General features: G+C 69.4%; 17 protein-coding genes and 5 pseudogenes. 13 read left to right on the top strand and 9 right to left on the bottom strand.

Translation table 11 applies throughout. From position 1 onward, the window contains the following. Window positions 1-165 precede the first annotated feature (165 nt). Together typA and RGU41_RS10600 are read left to right on the top strand one after the other, a co-directional pair. Window positions 166-2,076, top strand: a complete 1,911-nt coding sequence (typA, locus tag RGU41_RS10605; protein ID WP_134449530.1) for a translational GTPase TypA — start codon at window positions 166-168, stop codon at window positions 2,074-2,076. Window positions 2,077-2,174: 98 nt separating this feature from the next. Continuing rightward, window positions 2,175-2,621: a hypothetical protein gene (locus RGU41_RS10600; RefSeq protein WP_322136186.1), complete on the top strand. Its 447-nt coding sequence runs from the start codon at window positions 2,175-2,177 to the stop codon at window positions 2,619-2,621. A 37-nt stretch (window positions 2,622-2,658) separates the two neighbouring features. Here RGU41_RS10600 and RGU41_RS10595 read toward each other — a convergent pair. From RGU41_RS10595 to efeU (RGU41_RS10570), 6 genes and pseudogenes are all read right to left on the bottom strand, one after another. Continuing rightward, window positions 2,659-3,683: pseudogene (locus RGU41_RS10595) on the bottom strand (NADPH:quinone reductase). Between the two features lie 64 nt (window positions 3,684-3,747). Then, complete coding sequence (locus RGU41_RS10590) at window positions 3,748-4,524, bottom strand: alpha/beta hydrolase (protein ID WP_322136185.1); 777 nt, start codon at window positions 4,522-4,524, stop codon at window positions 3,748-3,750. A gap of 58 nt (window positions 4,525-4,582) precedes the next feature. Continuing rightward, on the bottom strand, window positions 4,583-5,449 hold the full coding sequence (gene efeU / locus RGU41_RS10585; protein WP_134449622.1) for an iron uptake transporter permease EfeU: 867 nt from the start codon (window positions 5,447-5,449) through the stop codon (window positions 4,583-4,585). 219 nt (window positions 5,450-5,668) lie between these two features. Further along, window positions 5,669-7,087 carry an iron uptake transporter deferrochelatase/peroxidase subunit gene (efeB, locus tag RGU41_RS10580; RefSeq protein ID WP_322136184.1) on the bottom strand — a complete coding sequence of 473 codons (1,419 nt, stop codon included), beginning with the start codon at window positions 7,085-7,087 and terminating at the stop codon, window positions 5,669-5,671. Further along, the gene (gene efeO, locus RGU41_RS10575; RefSeq protein ID WP_322136183.1) at window positions 7,087-8,280 is read right to left on the bottom strand and encodes an iron uptake system protein EfeO; all 1,194 of its coding nucleotides are present in this window, start codon (window positions 8,278-8,280) and stop codon (window positions 7,087-7,089) included. The genes efeB and efeO overlap by 1 nt, the downstream gene beginning before the upstream one ends. Before the next feature lie 165 nt (window positions 8,281-8,445). After that, window positions 8,446-9,303 carry an iron uptake transporter permease EfeU gene (gene efeU, locus RGU41_RS10570; RefSeq protein ID WP_134559108.1) on the bottom strand — a complete coding sequence of 286 codons (858 nt, stop codon included), beginning with the start codon at window positions 9,301-9,303 and terminating at the stop codon, window positions 8,446-8,448. Window positions 9,304-9,406: 103 nt separating this feature from the next. On the opposite strand from efeU (RGU41_RS10570), the gene RGU41_RS10565 reads away from it, so the two are divergent. From RGU41_RS10565 to RGU41_RS10550, 4 genes and pseudogenes are all read left to right on the top strand, one after another. Further along, window positions 9,407-10,546: a hypothetical protein gene (locus RGU41_RS10565; RefSeq protein WP_322136182.1), complete on the top strand. Its 1,140-nt coding sequence runs from the start codon at window positions 9,407-9,409 to the stop codon at window positions 10,544-10,546. Window positions 10,547-10,643: 97 nt separating this feature from the next. Next, window positions 10,644-10,961: a ferredoxin gene (fdxA, locus tag RGU41_RS10560; RefSeq protein ID WP_104099174.1), complete on the top strand. Its 318-nt coding sequence runs from the start codon at window positions 10,644-10,646 to the stop codon at window positions 10,959-10,961. Window positions 10,962-10,967: 6 nt separating this feature from the next. Further along, a complete protein-coding gene (gene dapC, locus RGU41_RS10555; RefSeq protein ID WP_255454132.1) occupies window positions 10,968-12,074 on the top strand; it encodes a succinyldiaminopimelate transaminase in 1,107 nt (368 codons plus the stop codon). 247 nt (window positions 12,075-12,321) lie between these two features. After that, window positions 12,322-13,593: pseudogene (locus RGU41_RS10550) on the top strand (citrate synthase); the annotation flags it as partial. Window positions 13,594-13,673: 80 nt separating this feature from the next. On the opposite strand, the gene dapD reads toward RGU41_RS10550, so the two are convergent. Further along, the gene (dapD, locus tag RGU41_RS10545) at window positions 13,674-14,654 is read right to left on the bottom strand and encodes a 2,3,4,5-tetrahydropyridine-2,6-dicarboxylate N-succinyltransferase (RefSeq protein WP_322136181.1); all 981 of its coding nucleotides are present in this window, start codon (window positions 14,652-14,654) and stop codon (window positions 13,674-13,676) included. Window positions 14,655-14,728: 74 nt separating this feature from the next. Between dapD and dapE the strand changes: the two are divergent. The 3 genes and pseudogenes from dapE (at window position 14,729) to RGU41_RS10530 (ending at window position 17,434) form a co-directional block, all read left to right on the top strand. After that, a pseudogene (gene dapE, locus RGU41_RS10540) lies at window positions 14,729-15,855 on the top strand (succinyl-diaminopimelate desuccinylase). 107 nt (window positions 15,856-15,962) lie between these two features. Continuing rightward, window positions 15,963-17,153, top strand: coding sequence for a hypothetical protein (locus RGU41_RS10535; RefSeq protein ID WP_134449539.1), 1,191 nt, complete (start codon window positions 15,963-15,965; stop codon window positions 17,151-17,153). A 104-nt stretch (window positions 17,154-17,257) separates the two neighbouring features. After that, window positions 17,258-17,434, top strand: a complete 177-nt coding sequence (locus tag RGU41_RS10530; protein ID WP_134449540.1) for a DUF3117 domain-containing protein — start codon at window positions 17,258-17,260, stop codon at window positions 17,432-17,434. 92 nt (window positions 17,435-17,526) lie between these two features. On the opposite strand, the pseudogene RGU41_RS10525 reads toward RGU41_RS10530, so the two are convergent. Next, window positions 17,527-18,158: pseudogene (locus RGU41_RS10525) on the bottom strand (O-methyltransferase). 85 nt (window positions 18,159-18,243) lie between these two features. On the opposite strand from RGU41_RS10525, the gene RGU41_RS10520 reads away from it, so the two are divergent. After that, window positions 18,244-18,633 carry a Sec-independent protein translocase TatB gene (locus RGU41_RS10520; protein WP_134449542.1) on the top strand — a complete coding sequence of 130 codons (390 nt, stop codon included), beginning with the start codon at window positions 18,244-18,246 and terminating at the stop codon, window positions 18,631-18,633. 24 nt (window positions 18,634-18,657) lie between these two features. On the opposite strand, the gene RGU41_RS10515 is transcribed toward RGU41_RS10520, so the two are convergent. Then, a complete protein-coding gene (locus tag RGU41_RS10515; RefSeq protein ID WP_322136180.1) occupies window positions 18,658-19,473 on the bottom strand; it encodes a helix-turn-helix domain-containing protein in 816 nt (271 codons plus the stop codon). Between the two features lie 205 nt (window positions 19,474-19,678). Here RGU41_RS10515 and ppk2 point away from each other — a divergent pair. From ppk2 to RGU41_RS10500, 3 genes and pseudogenes are all read left to right on the top strand, one after another. Continuing rightward, window positions 19,679-20,511 (top strand): annotated as a pseudogene (ppk2, locus tag RGU41_RS10510) (polyphosphate kinase 2). 118 nt (window positions 20,512-20,629) lie between these two features. Continuing rightward, window positions 20,630-20,905: an ATP-dependent DNA ligase gene (locus RGU41_RS10505; RefSeq protein ID WP_241975346.1), complete on the top strand. Its 276-nt coding sequence runs from the start codon at window positions 20,630-20,632 to the stop codon at window positions 20,903-20,905. Window positions 20,906-20,995: 90 nt separating this feature from the next. After that, window positions 20,996-21,181, top strand: coding sequence for a hypothetical protein (locus RGU41_RS10500; protein ID WP_322136179.1), 186 nt, complete (start codon window positions 20,996-20,998; stop codon window positions 21,179-21,181). Window positions 21,182-21,244: the final 63 nt, after the last annotated feature.

Raw genomic sequence — 21,244 nt, 5'->3', positions numbered from 1 at the left:
AGCGGATGCCCGGAACACCCCGGAGACGCGGCCACAACGGGGCTCCCAGCCTCCCGGCAGGGAGAGTGCGGTAGGATTATCCGTTGGGTCGGACCTTGACCAAATACATCCATTCTTCGCCGCATCCGTTTGTCCGCGGCATCATTCTTCGTAAGGATTCACTTCATGGCGATTGCCACGCGCAATAACCTCCGAAATGTCGCAATCGTCGCCCACGTCGACCACGGCAAGACCACGCTGGTTGACGCGATGCTCCAGCAGACCAACTCGTTCTCGGACCACTCGCACGTGGACGAGCGCGCGATGGACTCGAACGAGCTCGAGCGCGAAAAGGGCATCACCATCCTCGCCAAGAACACGGCGATCTCGTACAAGGGCATCCACGCCACCGACGGCCCCATCACGATCAACGTGATCGACACCCCCGGCCACGCCGACTTCGGTGGCGAGGTCGAGCGCGGCCTGTCCATGGTCGACGGTGTCGTTCTCCTCGTCGACGCGAGCGAGGGCCCGCTGCCGCAGACCCGCTTCGTGCTGCGCAAGGCGCTCGAGGCCCACCTGCCCGTGATCCTCCTGGTCAACAAGACCGACCGCCCGGACGCGCGCATCGAAGAGGTCGTCGCGGAGAGCCAGGACCTGCTCATCGGCCTCGCGAGCGACATGGCCGACACGCACCCCGACCTCGACCTCGACGCCATTCTCGACGTCCCCGTCGTCTACGCGTCCGGCCGTAACGGCGCCGCGAGCCGCAACCAGCCCGAGAACGGCCAGTTGCCCGACAACGCCGACCTCGAGCCGCTCTTCGAAGCGATCCTCGAGCACATCCCGGCCCCCGTCTACGACGACGAGCACCCGCTGCAGGCCCACGTCACCAACCTCGACGCCTCGCCGTTCCTCGGCCGCCTCGCGCTGCTCCGCGTCTTCCACGGCACGATCCGCAAGGGCCAGACCGTCGCCTGGATCAAGCACGACGGTTCGGTGCACAACGTGCGCGTCACCGAGCTCCTGATCACCAAGGCTCTCGACCGCTACCCGACCGAGAGCGCGGGCCCCGGCGACATCGTCGCCGTCGCCGGCTTCGAGGACATCACCATCGGTGAGACCCTCGCGGACCCCGACGACCCCCGCGCGCTGCCGACCATCACGGTCGACGAGCCCGCCATCTCGATGACGATCGGCACCAACACCTCGCCCATCATGGGCAAGGTCAAGGGCCACAAGCTCACCGCCCGCATGGTCAAGGACCGTCTCGACCGCGAACTCGTCGGTAACGTCTCCCTGAAGGTCGTCGACATCGGACGCCCGGACGCCTGGGAGGTCCAGGGCCGTGGCGAACTCGCCCTCGCCATCCTCGTCGAGCAGATGCGCCGCGAAGGCTTCGAGCTCACCGTCGGCAAGCCGCAGGTCGTCGTGCACCGCGTCGACGGCAAGATCCACGAGCCGTACGAACACCTCACCATCGACTCGCCCGAAGAGTACCTCGGCGCGATCACCCAGCTCCTCGCCGCGCGCAAGGGCCGCATGGAGAACATGGCGAACCACGGCACCGGCTGGGTCCGGATGGAATTCATCGTTCCGTCCCGCGGCCTGATCGGCTTCCGCACCCAGTTCCTCACCGACACCCGCGGTACCGGTATCGCCAACGCGATCTTCCACGGCTACGAGGCCTGGGCCGGCCCGATCATCACCCGCAACAACGGCTCGATCGTCGCCGACCGCAACGGCGTCGTGACGCCGTTCGCGATCATCGCCCTGCAGGAGCGGATGTCCTTCTTCGTCAACCCGACCGAAGAGGTCTACGAAGGCATGGTCATCGGCGAGAACTCGCGCGCCGACGACATGGACGTCAACATCACCAAGGAAAAGAAACTGACCAACATGCGTCAGTCCACCTCCGACACCTTCGAGTCGATGACGCCGTCGCGTCAGCTGACGCTCGAGGAGTGCCTCGAATTCGCCCGTGAAGACGAGTGTGTCGAGGTGACCCCCGCGATCGTGCGTATCCGCAAGGTCGAGCTCGCGGCATCCGCTCGCGCACGCAACGTCTCGCGCATCAAGAAGCAGGACGCGAACTAGTCCCAGCTTGTCGGCGGCGCCGGCGGTTACGCTCTGGTAGACCAGAGCGGCACCGCCGGCGCCGTTTGTTTTGCCCCACGACTGAGGAAGAGAAGAAGATGACGACACCCCTCCTGCACGCCCGCGTCCTGGCGACGATCGCGCTTGCCCTGGTCGGCGGCACGCTGCTGACCGGATGCAGCGCCGACGCCGCGCAGAACGCCGTGAACGGGGCCGTGCAGGGTGCGACAAACGGAGACGTGAGCCTGGGCGGCGCGCTCCCGGCCGGCTGGCCGTCCGAGGTGCCCATCGTCGACGGCGAAATCCTGTTCGCGTCGGCCCAGAAGGGTGACAAGCCCGGCTGGACCGTGACCGTCAAGGCAACCGCCGCCGATCCCGTAGCCGAGGCCACCCGGACCCTGACGGCCGCCGGTTTCGTGGCCGGGAGCGACGTCTCGGCGACGGTGGGCTCCGCAGGTCTCGTCTCGATGAAGAACGATCACTACGCGGTGCTCGTCGCTGGAAACACGGACGGCCTGCTCTATACGGTCACGCCGGTCTCCTGACCGCCGGGCCCCGAACGGCGCCTGCCCGCCGAATTCCTCAGGGGGCGACGTCGATGAGGACCTTGCCAACCAGGCCGGCCTCGACGGCGGCGTGCGCGCCCGCGGTGCTCTCGAGGGGGAAGCGGTGCAGGGGCAGGCCGGCTTCGGCACCGACGTGGAGGGCGCCGTCACCGATGGCCGAACCGATGTCGGCGGCTGCGGCGTCGAGGAGGTCCTGGCCGAGCGTGTAGAGCAACTGGAACTGGTAGCGCACGTTGAGGGTCATCTGGGAACGGATGTCGAGCGCGAGCGGCTTTCCCGTCGTCGCGTACACCGCGATCGAGCCGCGGGTGCGGATCACGGCCGTGTTGAGGACCGCATTCTGCGCGGGAGCGACTTCGACGACCAGGTCGACGCCTTCGGGCGCCAGCGCCCGGATGGCGCGGGCGGCATCCGCCTCGCGGTAGTTCACGACGTGGTGCGCGCCGGCGGCGGATGCGAGTGCGCCCTTCTCCGCGCTGCTCACCGTCGTGATGACGGTCGCCCCTGCCCAGCGGGCCAGCTCGATGGCCGCGTGGCCGACCGCGCCTGCGCCACCGGCGACGAGCACAGTCCGTCCGGTGAGTGCACCGGGGAGAGGCGCCGGGGTCCGTCTTCGGCGACGGTGAGCGCGCGGTGCGCTGTCATGGCCGGAACGCCGAGGGTCGCGCCGAGGTCGAAGCTCGCCGAGTCCGGCAGCGGGTACACCCGTTCGGCCGGGAGCACGGTGAAGTCCTGGGCGGTGCCGCCGGACGCGAGTCCGTACGCGGCGATGGCCGTCCAGACCCGGTCGCCGACCTCCAGGCGCTCGACGCCCGCGCCGACGGCGTCGACGATGCCGGCGCCGTCCTGGTTCGGCACGACCTCGGGGAACAAGAGCGCTTCGCCGGGCCGGCTGCCCGCGCGCGACTTCCAGTCGGTGGGGTTCACGCCCGAGACGAGGATGCGCACCCGTACCTCGCCGGGTCCGGGTTGCGGAAGATCGCGTTCGACGATACGGAGGACGTCGGGGGTGCCGGTTTCGCTGTAGACGATTGCTCTCATGCAGGTTCCAACGCCGCGGCGGCGGAAAAGGTTCCCGCGGCGGCACGGAATCGGCGGAACGAGGTCAGCGGCCCAGGAAGAAGTCGGCGAGCAGCGGGGCCAGCACGGCCTGGTCGACGTCGTGACCCTGGCCGGGCACGGTCAACACCGTACCGTCGGCGACGCAGGACGCCACGGCCACGGCTGCACGGGCTGCCCAGGCCGGGCTTCTGCCACCGGCGAGTGCCAGCGTGGGTGCCATGATCGCGGCCAGGCGTTCACGAGGGGGCAGGCCGTCGCCTGTCAGGGCGAGTTCGTGCGGCAGGGTGGGGGCGAGGTGGACGAGTCCAGGCCAGAACGGTGCGGACGTGATGGAGCGTACGGCCGCGTCGTCCATTCCGGTGATGCGGAGGAAGAGCGCCGCTGCGGCAGCGGGGTCTCCGGCGTCGAGGGCGGCCTGGAGGCCGAGGTCGTCCGCCGGGGCCGGGTGCTCCGGATCGGCGGTGTATGGCGGCTCGTAGACTGCGAGCCGGGTGATGTGCACGCCGGCGGCGGCGGCCTCGATCGCCAGGATCGCTCCGGAGGAATGGCCGTACACGCCGGCTGCGCCTCCGGCCACGGCGACGAGGGCGGCCAGGTCCTCGATTTCGCGTTCGACCGCATACGGCCCGGATTCCGGGCTCTCGCCCTTGCCGCGCCGGTCGAAGGTGTACGCCGTGACGTGCTCGGCGAGCAGGGTCACGAGCGGATACGGGGAGGACCGGGTGTTGAAGGCACCGCCGATGACGATGACCGGGTCCCCGGAACCGAGGCTGTCGTACGCGATCCGAGTGCCATCGGCCGACCGGACGAATTCGGGCATCTGTGGTCTCCTTTGGCGACGGTGTGACGGTGCGGCGGGTTCAGCGCGTTCAGCGGGCTCAGCGGGCGGTGGCGGCCATCTTCACGGCATCGACGCGGGGGGCGACGACCGGACGCCCGGCCCGGTTGCGGGCGCTCGACACGAGGAAGATCGTGAGCACCGTTCCGGTGTATGCGAGCCAGACCAGCAGCGAGAGCCAGGTGGTCTCCGGCGAGAAGTTCAGGGTGCCCTTCAGCAGCGTGCCGTACCAGCTCTCCGGCGGGATGGCGGCGCTCACGTCGAAGGCGAGGTTGTGCTCGCCGGGGAGGATCCCGGACTCCTGCAGGTCATGCACACCGTAGGAGAGTACCCCGGCCGCGACGACGATCAGGATCGCCCCGCTCCAGGTGAAGAACCGCGCGAGGTTGATCTTGAGCATGCCGAAGTAGATGAGCGCTCCGAGGCCGACCGCGCTGAGGATGCCGAGCGCGGCCCCGATGAGCGGCAGCGTGGTCTCGCCGGTGGACTGCACGGCGGCCCAGATGAACAGGGCCGTTTCGATGCCCTCCCGCCCGACGGCGAGGAAGGCGATCAGGACGAGGCCGACGCCGGTGCCGACGAGGGAGCGGTCGATCGTGCCGCGGAGGTGGCCGCTCAGGTCGCGGGCCGTGCGCAGCATCCAGAACACCATCCAGGTGACCAGGCCGGTCGCGGCGATGGAGAGCGTGCCGGCGATGGCCGGTTCGGCCGATTCCGGAAGGCTCGCGGTGCCGAAGGTGAGCACGGCGCCGATCGTGAGGGCGAGGAGCACGGCGAGGCCGACGCCCGTCCAGAGACGGCCCAGCAGGTCGCGGCGGGCGATCTTCACGAGGTAGGCGACGAGAATGGTGACGATGAGGGCACCTTCGAGCCCCTCTCGGAGTCCGATCAGGTAGTTGGCGAGCACGGCACTCCGGTTCTGGTCTGGATACTGATGCAGCATCACGATAGCACGGGGATGGTTAGCCTACCCTTACCGATCGCTCCACGATCGTGAGAATCCGCGAGGGTTGCTCCGAGATCCCCGGACAGCCAGCGAGAGCGCACTTGTGGCCCTTCTCACCGCGTTTTCAGGGCCACAAGTGCGCTCTCGCGGAAAGGGCGGGCGGATGCGCCGCGGCGGCGGTCAGGCGAAGAGGGCGGCGCCGAGGTAGCTGCCGCGGGCGGCGCCGGGCGGGACGGCGAAAAGGGCTGAACCGACGTGCCGGACGTACTCGTTCATGGCGTCGTGCCGCGCGAGGGCGAGCTGCACGGTCGTGAACTGCGAGGGGCGGCGCTGGTAGCTGATGAAGAACAGCCCGGCCTCGAGCCGGCCGAGGTCGTCGTTGCCGTCCACGAAGTTGTAACCGCGCCGCAGCATCTGCACCCCCTTGTTCTGGGCGGGGTGGGCTAGGCGCACGTGTGAGGCCGGGTCGATCAGCGGGGCGCCGTCCTTGCCGGTGCCGGCGAAGTCGGGCTCGGTGAATTCGGTGCCGCCGGAGAGCGGGGCGCCTTCGCCCTTGGTGCGGCCGAACACGGTTTCCTGTTCGCGCAGTGCGGTGCGGTCCCAGGTCTCGATCGTCATCCGGATCCGCCGGGCGACGAGGTAGGAGCCCCCGGTGAGCCACGCGGGGCCGTCGCCCGAGCCGACCCAGACCTGGTCGTCGACGACGGCCGGCTGTTCGGCCTTGATGTTGGCGGTGCCGTCCTTGAACCCGAAGAGGTTGCGCGGGGTGGCCTGGCTCGTGCTCGTCGACGAGGTGCGACCGAAGCCGAGCTGCGACCAGCGGATCGCCGCGCGACCGAAGGCGATCCTGGACAGGTTGCGGATCGCGTGCACCGCGACCTGCGGGTCGTCGGCGCAGGCCTGGACGCAGAGGTCGCCGCCGCTGCGCGTGGCATCGAGCTGGTCTCCTGGAAAGTGCGGCAGGTCGACGAGGGCGTCCGGGCGAGCGGATGCGAGGCCGAACCTGTCCTCGCCTGCGCTCGTCGCAAAGAGCGTCGGGCCGAAGCCGACCGTGATCGTCAGGCCGGCCGGAGGCAGCCCGAACGCCTCGCCGGTGTCCTCTGGCGGGGCATCGTACGGCCCGTCGACGGCCCCGTACCGGCCGATGTCGTGACCGGCGGTCAGGGCGGCGGCCGCGGTCGTCCAGTCCTGCAGCAGGGAGACCAGGTCGGCGCGGCTGGCTCCTGGGGTCAGATCGAACGCCGCGAAGTGCAGCCGGTCCTGGGCGGGCGTCACGATGCCGGCCTGGTGATCCTGGTAGAACGGGTAGACGGTGCTTCCCGCTGCCGGGGCGCCCGCTGCTGCGAGGGCCTGAACCCCGCGGTCAGCGGCGATACCGATGCCGAGGCCCGCGACGCCTGCCCCGGCGAGGCCGAGGAGGCCGCGCCGGGAGATGCCGCGCGGGGCTTTCGCTGGCGCCCCGACGGCGGGCGCCGTCCCCGACGCGCTCGCGCCGGCATCCGCCTGGTCGTCCCCTTCCTCCCGCGAGAGCGGAGTTTCGGCCCCTTCGGCGCGCGGGAAGGGGCCATTTTTCCGCTCTCGCGAATCGCCGCCCTTCATCACAGGACGAGAGCCGCGGTGAGCTGGCCGAGGGGTTCGGCGAGGGCGTTGACCTGGTCGGCGAGGCCCTTGACGGTGCCGGTGGACAGGTCGGTGTACAGGACGAAGCCGTCGCCGACTCGCTGGGCGTCGAGGAGGCTCTGCAGGGCGGTGAAGCGGGTGTCGAGGGTTGCAGCGAGGGCGGCATCCTTCTGCACGAGGACGTCCCGCACCCCGGCGTAGAGCACCCGGGCGCCGTCGACGTTGGCCTGGAAGTCCCAGAGGTCGGTGTGTGACCAGACCTCCTCCTCGCCGGTGACCTTGCCGCTCGCGACCTCGTCGAGGAGACCGATCGCGCCGTTGGTCTGCTGGGAAAGAGTGAACGTGAGCGGCTGCACCTTCTCGTTCAGGGTCGCCGTGTCCGTGACGAGCAGTCCGGCAAGGCGAGCGCGCTCGGCGGCCGGGTATGCGGCGAAGCCAGCTTCGGCCTCGGTCGGCCAGAGGTCCTTCTCGATGGCGTGCCAGCCGGTCCAGTCCTGGCCCTCTTCGAGGTCGGCCTCGCGGAGGTCGAGCTTCGGATCCAGGTCGCCGAAGGATTCCGCGACGGTCTCGACCCGCTCCCAGTGCGCGCGGGTGGCCGCGTAGAGTCCGCGGGCGGTGTCGTCGTCGCCGGCGGTGTATGCGGCGGCGAACGCGGCGGTCCCGGTGACGAGCTGGCCGATCTGGTCTTTCACGTAGGACGCATAGTTGGCGTTCGCGGTGTCGATGCGCGCGCTGAGTTCGGCGTCGCCGGGGGCGTTCGTCGCGGCATCCGCAGCGCTCGCCGGAGTCACGGTGAACGGGGCCTGGCCGATGCCCGCACCGGTCATGCCGGGCTTGCACGCCGTGAAGTAGCTGCCGGCGCTCAGGTCGACGACGAGGGTACGGCTGAGGCCGGGGCCGATGTTCTCCGCCTCACCCACGATGCGGAGCTGGTCGTCGCCGAGGAGGTAGAACTCGGTGACCTGGTCTCCGGAGTTCGAGACGGTGAAGGTGACGTTGCCGGCCGGGGCCTCCGCTCCGGACACGGTGCACGCCGTCGCGCTGCTGTCGACGGTCAGGGCGGCGTGCGCGGCGCCGGGCGCCGAGGCGTTCGGGACGCAGCCGGTGAGGGCGAGCAGGGAGACGAGGCCGAGGGTGACGCTCCCGGCGAGGGGGAGGATTCGGGGCTGCATGGAGTCCTTAGGGGTGGTGGGGCGGGAACATGGTCCGCGGCGCGGATGCCGGGCGCGCCCGGTGTGCGACGGGCGAGCGAGGGAGCCCGAACCGATTCGAACCGAGCCGATTCGAACCGAGCCGATTCGAACCGAGCCGACGGGAGTTTTCGGGTTGCGGAGCGATCAGGCGCTTGCCAGCACGGTGTCGGGCAGATCCTCCGTCGAGGTGGTTCGGGTGCGGCCGCGGTGGACTGCGCGGGCGAAGAAGGTGAGCGTGGTTCCGACGTAGGCGACCCAGACCAGGAGTTCGAGCCAGGTCGTCGCGGGGGAGAAGTTGAGCGTTCCCTTGAGCAGGGTGCCGTACCAGCTGTCCGGCGGGATGGCGGCGCTCACGTCGAAGGCGATGCTGTGCAGGCCCGGCAGGACGCCGGCCTCCTGTAGGTCGTGCACGCCGTAGGAGAGCACGCCGGCCGCGACGACGATGAGGATGCCGCCGGTCCAGGTGAAGAATTTCGTGAGGTTGATCCGCAGCATCCCCGAGTAGATCAGCCAGCCGAGGCCGGCAGCCGTGACGATGCCGAGGAAGGCGCCGAGGAGCGGCAGGGTGGTCTCCCCGGTCGCCTGCACGGCGGCCCAGAGGAACAGCGCCGTTTCGATGCCCTCCCGGCCGACGGCGATGAAGGCGACGACGACGAGCCCGATGCCGGAGCCGAGCAGGGACTTGTCGATGCTGCCGCGGAGGTGGCTCGAGAGGGTGCGCGCGGTGCGGAGCATCCAGAACACCATCCAGGTCACGAGCCCGGTCGCGGCGATCGAGAGCAGTCCGCCGATCGTCTCCTGGGCCGCGAACGAGAGGCCGTATGTGCCGTAGGTGAGCAGGGCGCCGATGGCGAGCGCGAGGAGCACGGCGAGTCCGACGCCCGCCCAGATTCGCGGCAGAACGTCCTTCCGCCCGATCTTGACGACATAGGCGACGAGGATCGTCACGATGAGTGCGGCTTCGAGGCCCTCACGGAGGCCGATCAGATAGTTTGCGAGCACGGTTTCCTGGTCTTCGGGAGCGGTTGAGTTTGGTAAGGCTATCCTTACTCGAGCGACTCTACCGGCGGTCGGCCGCGAATGTCCAGTTATTATTCTGAGGTGGGTGTCCGCCAATCCGACCCTGGGGAGCTCATCGATGGTCATGTCCGGCAGTGCAGAACGCATCGTCTTCGTGCACGACCGTCCCGGCGACGAGGCCTGGTTCACCGGCGGGACCATCGCCCGCCTGCGCGGCGATGACGCAGGGGTCGTCGTGCTCTTCGGCGCCCGGGCGCCGGGTGACACCGGTGACAGCACCTCGGGGGCGAGCTCCGATGTGCGTGCGGCACTCTCCGCACTCGGCGTCAGCGACTGGCGTGTCCTGCCCCCTTCGACAGACCCCGCCGCGGCCGTGCGCGCCGTGCTCGACGAGGTCCGGGCGACGGCGATCGTGATCGGCGCCCGCAGCGAGCTGCTCCAGGCTGCTGCAGTGGATGCCGCGCACGCCTCCCGGGTGCCGGTCTTCGTGAGTCGCGGGGTCACCGAGGCCATCGGGCAGCGGATCGTCGCGATCGACGTCAGCGACCACATCGAGCAGAAGCTCGCCGCCCTCTCCGCATACCCGGACCGCTGGACCGTTGACGGACGCGTCGTGACGGCCGTCCGTCCCGGGGACCCCGCCGGGTCGGTCACGGGAACCGAAACCTACCTGAGGGCCACACCGCCGCCGGCCGCGCCCGCAGGCCGGGCCGCGGCATCCGCCGTTCAGGCACCACAGCCCGGAGCGGACCCGGAGGGCGCGGCGAAGCAGCCGTCCCCGGCGGACCCGGCGGACCCGACAGACCCGGCGGACCCGGCGCCGCCCCGCGCCTTCGCGACCGGAGCGCTGCGCGCCGTCGCGAGCCTCTTCGCTCTCGCCGCCGGCGTGGTCTTCGGGGTGCTCGGCACGGTGGCGCACCAGGCCACCCTCGTGCTCGGCCCCGTGACCCTGCCCGTCGGCCTCGTTCTCGCGACACTGGCGGCGAGCGCCCTCCTCGTCGGCCTCCGGCTCGTGCTCGACGACCGGGTGGTCGTGCTCGCGTGCACGATCGGCCTCGTCGGATCGATCTTCCTGTTGTCGCTCAAGAGCACGGGCGGTTCCGTGCTCGTGCCCGCCGGACTGGCCGGCACGCTGTGGACGGTGCTGCCGACCCTCGTCGCCTCGCTCGTGCTGGCCTGGCCGCGGCTCCCGCAGCGAAGGGGCCGGTCGGGCCAGGGCGCCTGAGCCAGGGTGCCTGAGCCAGGGCGCCTGAGCCACGACGCCTGACCCGGGGCGCTTGACCTAGACTGGACGTTCAGCTCGTGAAGGGAGCTCCCCGCTCGTGACCTATGTCATTGCCCTGCCGTGTGTCGACGTGAAAGACCGCGCCTGCGTGGACGAATGCCCGGTCGACTGCATTTACGAGGGCGACCGTTCCCTCTACATCCACCCGGACGAATGCGTCGACTGCGGCGCCTGCGAACCGGTCTGCCCCGTTGAGGCCATCTACTACGAGGACGACGTCCCCGAGCAGTGGGCCGAGTACTACAAGGCCAACGTCGAATTCTTCGATGACATCGGGTCTCCCGGCGGCGCCGCGAAGGTCGGCGTGATCCACAAGGACCACCCGATCATCGCCGTCCTGCCCCCGCAGGTCTGACCGGTCGTGCTCAAGCCGCTCCCTGACTACCCGTGGGACCAGATGGCGCCGTTCGCGGCCCAGGCCCGCGCGCACGCCGACGGCATCGTCGACCTGTCGATCGGCTCGCCCGTCGATCCGACCCCGGACGTCGTGCGCACCGCCCTCGCCGCGGCAACGGATGCCCACGCGTACCCGCAGACCGTCGGCACGCCTGAGCTGCAGGCCGCGATCGTCGACTGGTATGCGCGTCGTCGCGGGGTCGCCGGGCTGACGCCGGCCAACGTGCTCCCCACGATCGGTTCCAAGGAACTCGTCGCCCTCCTGCCCTTCATGCTCGGCCTCGGCGAGGGCGACACCGTCGTCCACCCGCTCGCGGCATACCCCACCTATGCCATCGGCGCCGCGATGGCCGGATGCGACGCGTTCGCCTCCGACGACCCGGCCGCGTGGCCGGCAACGACGAAGCTCATCTGGCTGAACAGCCCGGGAAACCCCGATGGCCGCGTGCTGTCGGTGTCCGAGTTGCGTGCCGCCGTCGCGCGCGCACGGGACCTCGGGGCCGTCATCGTGTCCGATGAGTGTTACGCCGAGCTCGGCTGGGCGGGACCCTGGGCGTCCGAGCCGATTCCCAGCATCCTCGACCCGCGCGTGATCGGCACCGACCGGCGCAACGTGCTCGCGATCTACTCCCTCAGCAAGCAGTCCAACATGGCCGGCTACCGCGGCGCCTTCGCGGCCGGCTGCGCCGACGTGCTCGCCCGCGTGCTCACCGTGCGGAAGCACGCCGGCCTGATGCTCCCGCAGCCGCTCCAGGCCGCGATGGTGGCCGCCCTCGGCGACGACTCCCACGTTGCGGCCCAGCGTGAACGGTACCGGGGCAGGCGAGCCGTGCTGCTGCCGGCGATCGAGGCCGCCGGGTACCGGATCGACAGGAGCGAGGCCGGCCTCTACCTGTGGGCGACGAAGGGGGTCGACTGCTGGCAGTCGATCGCCGAACTCGCCGGCCTCGGCATCCTCGCCGGACCGGGATCCTTCTACGGGGACGGGTACCCGCAGCACGTTCGATTCTCGCTCACGGCGACGGATGAGCGCATCCACGCAGCCGCCGCTCGGCTCCGGTCGCTAGAGTAGCAACTGCCCACGGTGTACCCGGAGCGGGTAACATCGACATTCTTGTGGCACTCCTCCGGTGAAACTGCCGAAATTTTGGCGGATGCAACAGTAGGTGGTGGGGCCGATTAGGCTGTATTCGCTTGGACGTCTCTAGCCACACCGGTGTGCCATGGCGGCCACCCCCAGTCCGTAAGGCAGTGATTCAGTGACACTCAGTGATATTCAGGGAGGCGCCGTGAGCGACGTCGTACAGCGAACACCGTCCATCGACCCCTTGGGGGCGACGCTCGCCTTCCCAGGGGGCATCGCCGAGTTCCCGATCGCCCACGGGACCGAGGGCCCCTCCGGCATCGATATCTCGACACTGACCCGGCAGACCGGGCTCGTCACCCTGGACTCCGGCTTCGTGAACACCGCGGCGACCCGTTCGGCGATCACGTACATCGACGGCGGCAAGGGCATCCTGCGCTACCGCGGCTACCCGATCGAACAGATCGCCCAGAACTCCAACTTCCTTGAGACCGCGTGGCTGCTCATCTACGGCGAACTGCCGAGCGCAGGCGAGCTCGAGGCCTTCGACAAGCGCATCCGCAAGCACACCCTGCTGCACGAGGACATGCGCCGCTTCTTCGACGTGCTGCCGTTCAACGCGCACCCGATGTCCGTGCTCGCCTCCGGCGTCTCCGCGATGGCCGCGTACTACCAGGACTCGCTCGACCCGAACGACCCGGACCAGGTCGAAATCGCCACGATCCACCTGCTCGCCAAGCTTCCGGTCATGGCGGCGTACGCCCACAAGAAGAGCGTCGGGCAGGCCTTCCTCTACCCGGACAACTCCCTCGGCTACGTCGACAACTTCCTCAAGCTCATCTTCGGGACCCTCGCGGAGCCGTACGAAGTCGATCCCGTGGTGAGCAAGGCGCTCGAACGCCTGCTGATGCTGCACGAAGACCACGAGCAGAACGCCTCGACGTCGACCGTGCGCCTCGTCGGCTCCACCGAGGCCAACCTCTTCGCCTCTGTGTCCGCCGGCATCAGCGCTCTCTCCGGTCCGCTGCACGGCGGCGCGAACGAGGCCGTGCTCAAGATGCTCGGCGAGATCAGGGCCTCCGGCGAGAGCGTGGAGAAGTTCGTCGAACGGGTCAAGAACAAGGAGCAGGGCGTGCGCCTGATGGGCTTCGGCCACCGGGTGTACAAGAACTACGACCCGCGCGCGACCCTCGTCAAGGAGAGCGCCGACGAGGTGCTCGCCGCCCTCGGCGTCAAGGACGACCTCCTCGACATCGCCAAGGAGCTCGAGCACATCGCCCTCAACGACGACTACTTCCGCGAGCGCAAGCTCTACCCCAACGTCGACTTCTACACCGGCGTCATCTACAAGGCGATGGGCTTCCCGACGAGCATGTTCACGGTCCTCTTCGCCGTGGGCCGCCTTCCCGGCTGGGTCGCGCACTGGCGCGAGATGAACGCGGACCCGACGACGAAGATCGGCCGCCCACAGCAGTTGTACACGGGCTCCCCGGCCAGGGACTTCCCCGCCGCTAGCTGCACACCCGCAGAACGACGGATGCCCGGCACGCGATCGCGTGCCGGGCATCCGCTTTCGTCGGACCAGGGTCAGGCGTGCAACTGCTCGTTCAGGACGATGCCGTTCCCGCTGCGGGCGAGAACCTCGACGGCGCCCGACATCGAGTTGCGTCGGAAGAGCAGATTCGGCAACCCGGACAGCTCGACGGCCTTCATCGTCTGCATGCGGCCGTCCGCGGTGCGCGGCTGGTCGGGCAGGGACACCTTCGTGCCTGCCGTGACGTAGAGGCCGGCCTCGACGACGGAATCGTTCCCGATCGAGATGCCGATGCCGGAGTTCGCGCCGAGCAGGGCGCGTTCGCCGATGCGCACGCGCTCGGTGCCGCCGCCGGACAGGGTGCCCATGATCGAGGCGCCGCCGCCGATGTCAGCGCCGTTGCCGACGACGACCCCCTGCGAAATGCGCCCCTCGACCATGGAGACGCCGAGGGTGCCGCCGTTGAAGTTGACGAAACCTTCGTGCATGACCGTGGTGCCGGGGGAGAGGTAGGCGCCGAGGCGGACCCGCGAGGCGTCCGCGATCCGCACCCGGTCGGGGGTGACGTAGTTCAGCAGCGGCGGGAACTTGTCAACGCCGCTGGCCTGGATGCCCGCGCGCTGCAAGGCCGGGCGCAGCCGGTCGAAGTCGGCGGGAAGCATCGGGCCGGCGTTCGTCCACACCACGACGGGCAGGTGGCCGAAGATGCCCTCGAGGTTGATGCTGTTGGGCCTGACGAGCAGGTGCGAGAGCAGGTGCAGCCGCAGGTAGGCATCCGCAGTGCCGGCCGGCGGCGCGGTGAGGTCGATCTCGATCGTCACGGTCTCGAGGCGCACGGCACGCCGCGGGTCCGCCCCGGCGAGTTCGGTGACCGAGGCGGGCACGATCCACCGGTCGCGGCCGGCGGGCAGCGAGCCGAGCAGGGGAGCGGGGAACCAGGTGTCGAGGACCGTGCCGTCCTCGGCGACGGTGGCCAGGCCGTAGCCCCAGGCGGTGGTGGGGACGGCGGACTGCGGGGACTCTGTCTCGGTCATTCCTCTAGATTAGTAGGGTGCCTTCGACCCCCCAGCCCGTGTCCGTGCCCGTATCCCCGCCGGTGAACCCGTACGTGAACCCTGCACCGGATGCAGCGGGCACCCGCCGCGCCCGCCAGCTCGACCTCGCCGCGTCCTCCGTTTCGATCACACAGGCGATCTGCGACATCGAGTCCGTCTCGGGTGATGAGACCCCCTCGCGGACGCCGTCGAGCAGGCGCTCACCGGACTCGCGCACCTCGAGGTCATCCGCGACGGTGACACGGTCGTCGCCCGCACCCGCCTCGGCCGCGACCGGCGGGTCATCATCGCCGGCCACCTCGACACCGTCCCGGTCAACGACAACCTGCCGACCCGGTTCGAGACCGTCGACGGCGTCGAGCACCTCTGGGGCCGCGGCACGGTGGACATGAAGGCCGGCGTCGCCGTTCAGCTGAAGCTCGCCGCCGAGCTCACAGACCCCGGCCTGGACGTGACCTGGATGTGGTACGACCACGAGGAGGTCTCCGACGAGCTCAACGGCCTCGGCCGGCTCGCCCGGAACCGCCCCGACCTCTTCGAGGGCGACTTCGCCATCCTCGGCGAACCCAGCAACGGCCAGGTCGAGGGCGGCTGCAACGGCAACCTGCGGTTCGAGGTGCGCACCCACGGGCTGCGCGCGCACTCCGCCCGCAGCTGGGTGGGCGAGAACGCCATCCACAAGGCCGCCCCGATCCTCGCCGTCCTCGCCGGCTACGAGCCTCGCGCCGTCGAGGTCGAGGGCCTCGTCTACCGGGAGGGCCTGAACGCCGTCGGGATCAGCGGCGGCATCGCCGGCAACGTCATCCCCGACGAGTGCATGGTGCACATCAACTACCGCTTCGCCCCGAGCCGCAGCTCCGCGGAGGCCCTTGAGCACGTGCGCGAACTGTTCGCCGGGTACGAGATCACCGTCGTCGACCGCGCGGAGGGCGCGCGCCCGGGACTCGACGCCCCGCTCGCGCAGGAATTCCTCGCCTTCGTCGGAGCCGAAGCCCGGCCCAAGTACGGCTGGACGGACGTCGCCCGGTTCTCCGCTCTCGGCATCCCTGCCGTCAACTACGGGCCCGGCGACCCGCTCAAGGCCCACGCCGACGACGAGCGCGTCGCCGTGCACCAGATCACGGACTGCGAGGTCGCCCTCCGGTCCTGGCTGACCGCCGCCCCGGGCCGGAAGCTCTAGCCGTGGCCGCGGAGGCCCCGCCTCGTCCTCCGAGGGGGAGACCGCCGCGCTCGCTGCGCGGGACGTCGCCAACGCCGCGGGTCCCGCCGTCCCAGGCGGCGCAGCGGATGCTGCCGGCCCGCTGGCGGGCCCGCGCCCGGCTGGCCCCGTGGTGGGCCGGTGTCGCCGGCATCTGGGTGCTGTCCCGCGTTGTGACGACCACCCTCGTCCTGATCCTGGCGCGCGTCCAGGGCGCGAACCCGTGGACCGGCGCCAGCCCGGGGTACTTCGACTTCGCCAACATCTGGGACGCCCGCTGGTACAATATCGTCGCCGTGTCCGGCTACCCGGCGGTGCTGCCCGTCACGAGCACCGGCCACATCGGCGAGAACGCGTGGGCGTTCCTGCCCGGCTACCCCGCCGTCGTGCGCGTCCTGATGTTCCTCACCGGGGCGCCGTGGGCGCCGGCCGCCGTGGTCGTCTCGCTCGCCTTCAGCCTCGGGGCCACCCTGGTCTTCTACCGGCTGATGCTGCGCGTCCAGGGCCGCGGCACCGCACTGTTCGCCGTCGTGCTGTTCTGCGTCGCGCCCCTGACCCCGATCCTGCAGTTCGGCTACGCCGAGGCGATGTACCTCTTCTTCCTCACCCTCGCCCTCCTGCTGCTCCTCGAACGGCGCTACGTGCTGCTGTTCCCCGTGGTCGCGGTGATGGCGTTCACCCGGCCGAGCGGCCTCGCCTTCGCCCTCGCACTCGGGTTCCACATCGTGCATCGCTGGCTGACCCGTCGCAGCGACCCGTTCCCAGCGGCAGAACGCCTCACCGCTGCATCCGTCACCGTCTTCAGCGCCCTCAGCGGCTTCGCCTGGCCGCTCATCGCCTGGATCGCGACCGGCTCGGCGACCGCATACACCGACACCGAGCTCGCCTGGCGGTCCTCGTACATCGGTTACCAGGAACTCGTGCCCTTCACAGCCTGGTTCCAGGGCGGGATCTGGTGGCTCGGCACACCGCTCGGCATCGTCGTGGTGCTCGCGCTCGTCGTCGGCTTCGCCGTCCTGCTGTTCACTCCCGCGGTCCGCCGGCTCGGCGTGGACCTGAGATTCTGGCTCGCCGCATACGGGCTCTACCTCTTCGCGGTCTTCTTCCCGCAATCGAGCACCTTCCGGCTGCTGATGCCGATGTTCCCGGTGCTCGGCGCGATCGCGCAGCCGAAACGGCTCTGGTACCGGATCGGGATCGTGGTGCTGTGCGTCCTCGGCCAGTGGGGGTGGCTGCTGATCTGCTGGGGCGTCGACGGTAAGGACTGGACGCCGCCCTAACCGTGCGCGACCGCCTTCGTTACCCGCCCGGACCTCGTGAATTTTCGTCTCGGGCCGCGATGGTCGATAATAGAAGTTCAGACGAATGAGTGGAAGGGGAGTTCATGGCGGCCATGAAGCCACGGACCGGAGACGGGCCAATGGAGGCTGTAAAGGAGGGGCGCCTGATCATTGTGCGTGTTCCGCTCGAGGGCGGAGGACGACTCGTCGTCTCTGTGAACGACGCGGAAGCCAAGGAGCTTCACGATGCACTCGCCGGCGTAGTACGCCCGGTTGCCTAGCGTCGGAGATCACGTCTCCACCTCGTAACCGAGGAGAATTACGGATCGGCCGTGCAGCCCTGCTGCGCGGCCGATCTTTTCGTGCCGGTGCGCTACGCGCGGAGCTTGGTGATCTGCAGCAGGCCGTCGCCGACGGGCGACAGGGCGCTGATCACGGCGGTCGAGCCGCTGATCTCGCTCAGCAGGGTGCGGAAGCCGGTGGCGACCTCGTCGCGCTGCGCCGGGTTCGCGACGCGGCCGCGCCAGAGGGCGTGGGCCACGAGCACGGTTCCGCCCGGCCGGGCCAGCCGCAGCCCGTGCTCGACGTATTCGATGACCGACTGCGGGTCGGCGTCGATGAAGACGATGTCGTACGAGTTCTCATTCATCCGGGGAGGACATCCGCTGCCTTGCCCGTGATCAGCCGTACCCGGTTCGCCGGGATCTTCGCCTCCGTGAACAGGGCGCGGGCGTGCTGCTGGTGGTCGACCTCGGTGTCGATCGAGGTGAGGGTAGCCCCTGGCGCCCCGGTCAGGAGCCAGATGCCGGAGACGCCGGCCCCCGTGCCGACCTCGAGGATGCTGCGTGCTCCGGTCGCTGCGGCGATCACGGCCGACTGGGCACCGACCGCCGGGGAGATCGCGTCGATGCCGAGCTCGAGCGACTGCTGGCGCGCCCGGATGACGGCCTCGCTCTCAACGACAGAGTCGTCGGAAAACTTCCAGTTCAAATCTTTGTCAGACACGGTGCAACTCCAGTTTTGTATGGGTCCAGCTTAAGGGGGCTCCCCGCCGGTCGGAGGAGGCCCCGCCGCGCGTTATCCTCAACCTATGCTTGGTTTGACGTTCGAGAAGCTCCTCCTGGTCGGGATCGTCGCCGTCTTCCTGCTCGGACCCGAGAAGCTTCCCCACTACGCGGCCCAGCTCGCCCGGCTCGTCCGGCAGCTCCGGGACCTGGCCAACGGCGCCAAGGAACGCATGCGCGACGAGATGGGCCCCGAATTCGACGACGTCGACTGGAAGAAGCTCGACCCGCGCCAGTACGACCCGCGCCGGATCATCCGTGAGGCCCTCATCGAGGATGAACCGGTCAAGGAGCAGTCCGCCGTCGTGTCCCGGGTGTCGCCGAACCCGAACGGCGCATACCTGTCCAGGAAGCGGGCGAAGGAGAACGCCCTCGCGCCGGCGGAACCCGCTCCGTTCGACTCGGAGGCCACGTAGCAGCACCCGACAACGGCCGTCCGCTCAGGCACGGGCCTGCACGGGCCGTTCGGCGCCGAGCTGCGCCGCGAGAGCGTTCGCCGATGCGCGCAACCGCAGCGTGAGCGCGCCGAGTTCGGCTGTCCCCCACTCCCCGATCACGGCGACACCGAGGGCGGCGATCACGCCGGGCGCCCGCACCGGGACCGCGAGGCACGCGTTGCCGTGGGCCGCTCCCTGGTGCGTGCCGCGGGCATCCGCCGGGCGGGGGAGCGTGACCGTGCCATAGAGGTGCGTTGCCGTGTGTGTGCCGGCGGCCGTGCCCGCGTTCGTCACGCTCGCCGGGCCTGCCAGGTGCGCAGCGTTCGAACCGTTTGCGGCGTATGCGACATGGGCAGCGTGCGCGGCGGGGATGCCACGGGCGTCTGGCGCCCCCGGCGCGGCGTGGGCCCCCGGCGGACGGCCGTGCGCGGCGAGGAAGTCGGCGCGCTGCTCGCGGCTGAGCTGGGAGAGGATCTGGCGGCCGAGTGCGGAGGCGTACGGGCTGGCGCTGAGCCCTGTCCACGGCTCGGATCTCGGGGTGCCCGCGGCGTCGACGATGTCGATGAGGCCCACCCTCCCGTCGCTGAAGCGCGCGAGGTACGCCGTCGCGCCGTTCTCCCCGGCAACCTGGCGGAGGGTGTGGCGCACCCGGGCGAGAAAGACGCCGGCGTCTGCGTCGCGGAGGCTCGGGAACCGGAGCCCGAGGACGAGGCCGTCGGGCTCCGTGCCGAGATAGCCCTCGTGCACGAGGGTCCTGGTCAGGTTGTACGCCGTGCCGAGGCTGAGCCCCGAGGCCTGGGCGACCGCCTTGACGGGCATCGGCCGGGGGCGCCCGAGACGATGTCAACGATCCTCAGGGCGCGCTGGACCGAGGAAATGAGGGTGCGGTGTTCCAGCGCCATCCCGCTCCTAACCTGTCGCCCGCGACTGTTCGGAACAGGATAGACAGACTCGCCCGCGCCGGATAGAGCCATCCGGGTCGTTCTGGCTCCTAGGCTGTCATCACGCGAACGAAAGGTCGGGGATGGCGAAGAAGAAACCCACACCAGGCAGGATCCGCAAGGCCGAATACAACGCCGAGCTGCGCAGGCTGCAGACGGAGCTCGTCGCCATGCAGGAGTGGGTGCGCGAGTCGGGCGCCCGCATCGTCGTGATCTTCGAGGGCCGCGATGCTGCGGGCAAGGGCTCGGCCATCAAGCGGGTCACGGAGTACCTGAATCCGCGGATCGCCCGGATCGTCGCGCTGCCGGTGCCGACAGACCGTGAGCGTGGCCAGTGGTATTTCCAGCGGTACATCGAGCACCTGCCGTCGACGGGGAGATGGTGCTGATGGACCGCTCCTGGTACAACCGGGCCGGCGTCGAACGCGTGATGGGGTACTGCACCCCCGACGAGTACCGCCGGTTCCTGCACCAGGCGCCCCTCTTCGAGCGGATGCTGGTCGAGGACGGGATCCTCCTCGTCAAGTATTGGTTCTCCGTATCCGACCACGAGCAGGAGGCCCGGTTCCGCTCGAGGCTCAAGGACCCGATGCGTCGCTGGAAGCTCTCGGAGACCGACCTGCTCTCGATCACGAAGTGGGTGGACTACTCCAAGGCCAAGGATGAGATGTTCGTGCACACCGACATCGCCGAGGCGCCCTGGTGGGTCGTCGAGAGCGAGGACAAGCTCGCGGCCAGGCTCAACATGATCAACCATCTGCTCTCGATCGTGCCGTACGAGCACCGTGAACCGCCGCGGGTCTCGATTCCGCATCGGCCGCAGGGCGCCGACTACGAGCGTCCGCCGCGCGAACTCAACCGCACCGTCCCCGACCATGCGGCTACGCTCGGTGGAGCCGGTGACGCGTCCGGATAGCAGCTGCTAGGCGGCGGGGGATTCGTCCGTTAGAGTAAGCCATCCGGAGGGGGAGCTCATGGGTACGTTGTTGTACGGCAGTCCAGGAATTGTGGTCAGTTTTGAGGATCGTGCCCTGATGCACCTGCAGATCGTCATTACGACGAAACTGCGGCGCAGGGAGGGCTTCATTTTTTCGTGGACGGAGTCGGCCGATGACGAGACCGAGAGCGGGCGCAGCGCCATCTGGCTCGATGCCAGCAGCACACTCTATTACCGCTATTCGGTCAGCCGGGTGCCGAACATCAACCGGGACTGGATCGAGCGGCTGATGGTGTCGGCGAACAGCGCGGGCGGCCTGTTCTTCTCCGTGGAACCGCCGCCGGTCGTCCCTGTCCTGAAATCACGATCCTGACACTCGTTCCACGACCGTTCGCTCCTGGCTCTCCTGCTCGTTCCTGACGCACTCACGTTTCGAAGACACCGTCGCTGATGAAGGGTATCCGTGTTAGTCCGATCCCTGGCCGCCCCGTGGGAGGCCGGACTCTCCCCGGCCCAGTACCAGCTCATCTGCTATTTCGTGGGGATGGGCGCCCTGTGCTTCTTCGTGGGTTTCCTGCGGGCCTGGGTGACCCGGGGGAGGTCGGCGCCCGGTACCGGACCGCCGTTGTCGCGCGGCTCGGCATCATGAGCGCCATGTTCCTGTCTCTACCTCGTCCTCCTGTCCGGTCTTCTCTTCGGGTATACCCGTGAA

The sequence above is a fragment of the Cryobacterium sp. 10C3 genome (assembly GCF_034314285.1).
Taxonomy (GTDB): domain Bacteria; phylum Actinomycetota; class Actinomycetes; order Actinomycetales; family Microbacteriaceae; genus Cryobacterium; species Cryobacterium glucosi.
The sequence above is the reverse complement of the archived record's forward strand: the minus strand, read 5'-3'. Positions and strand labels throughout refer to the sequence as shown.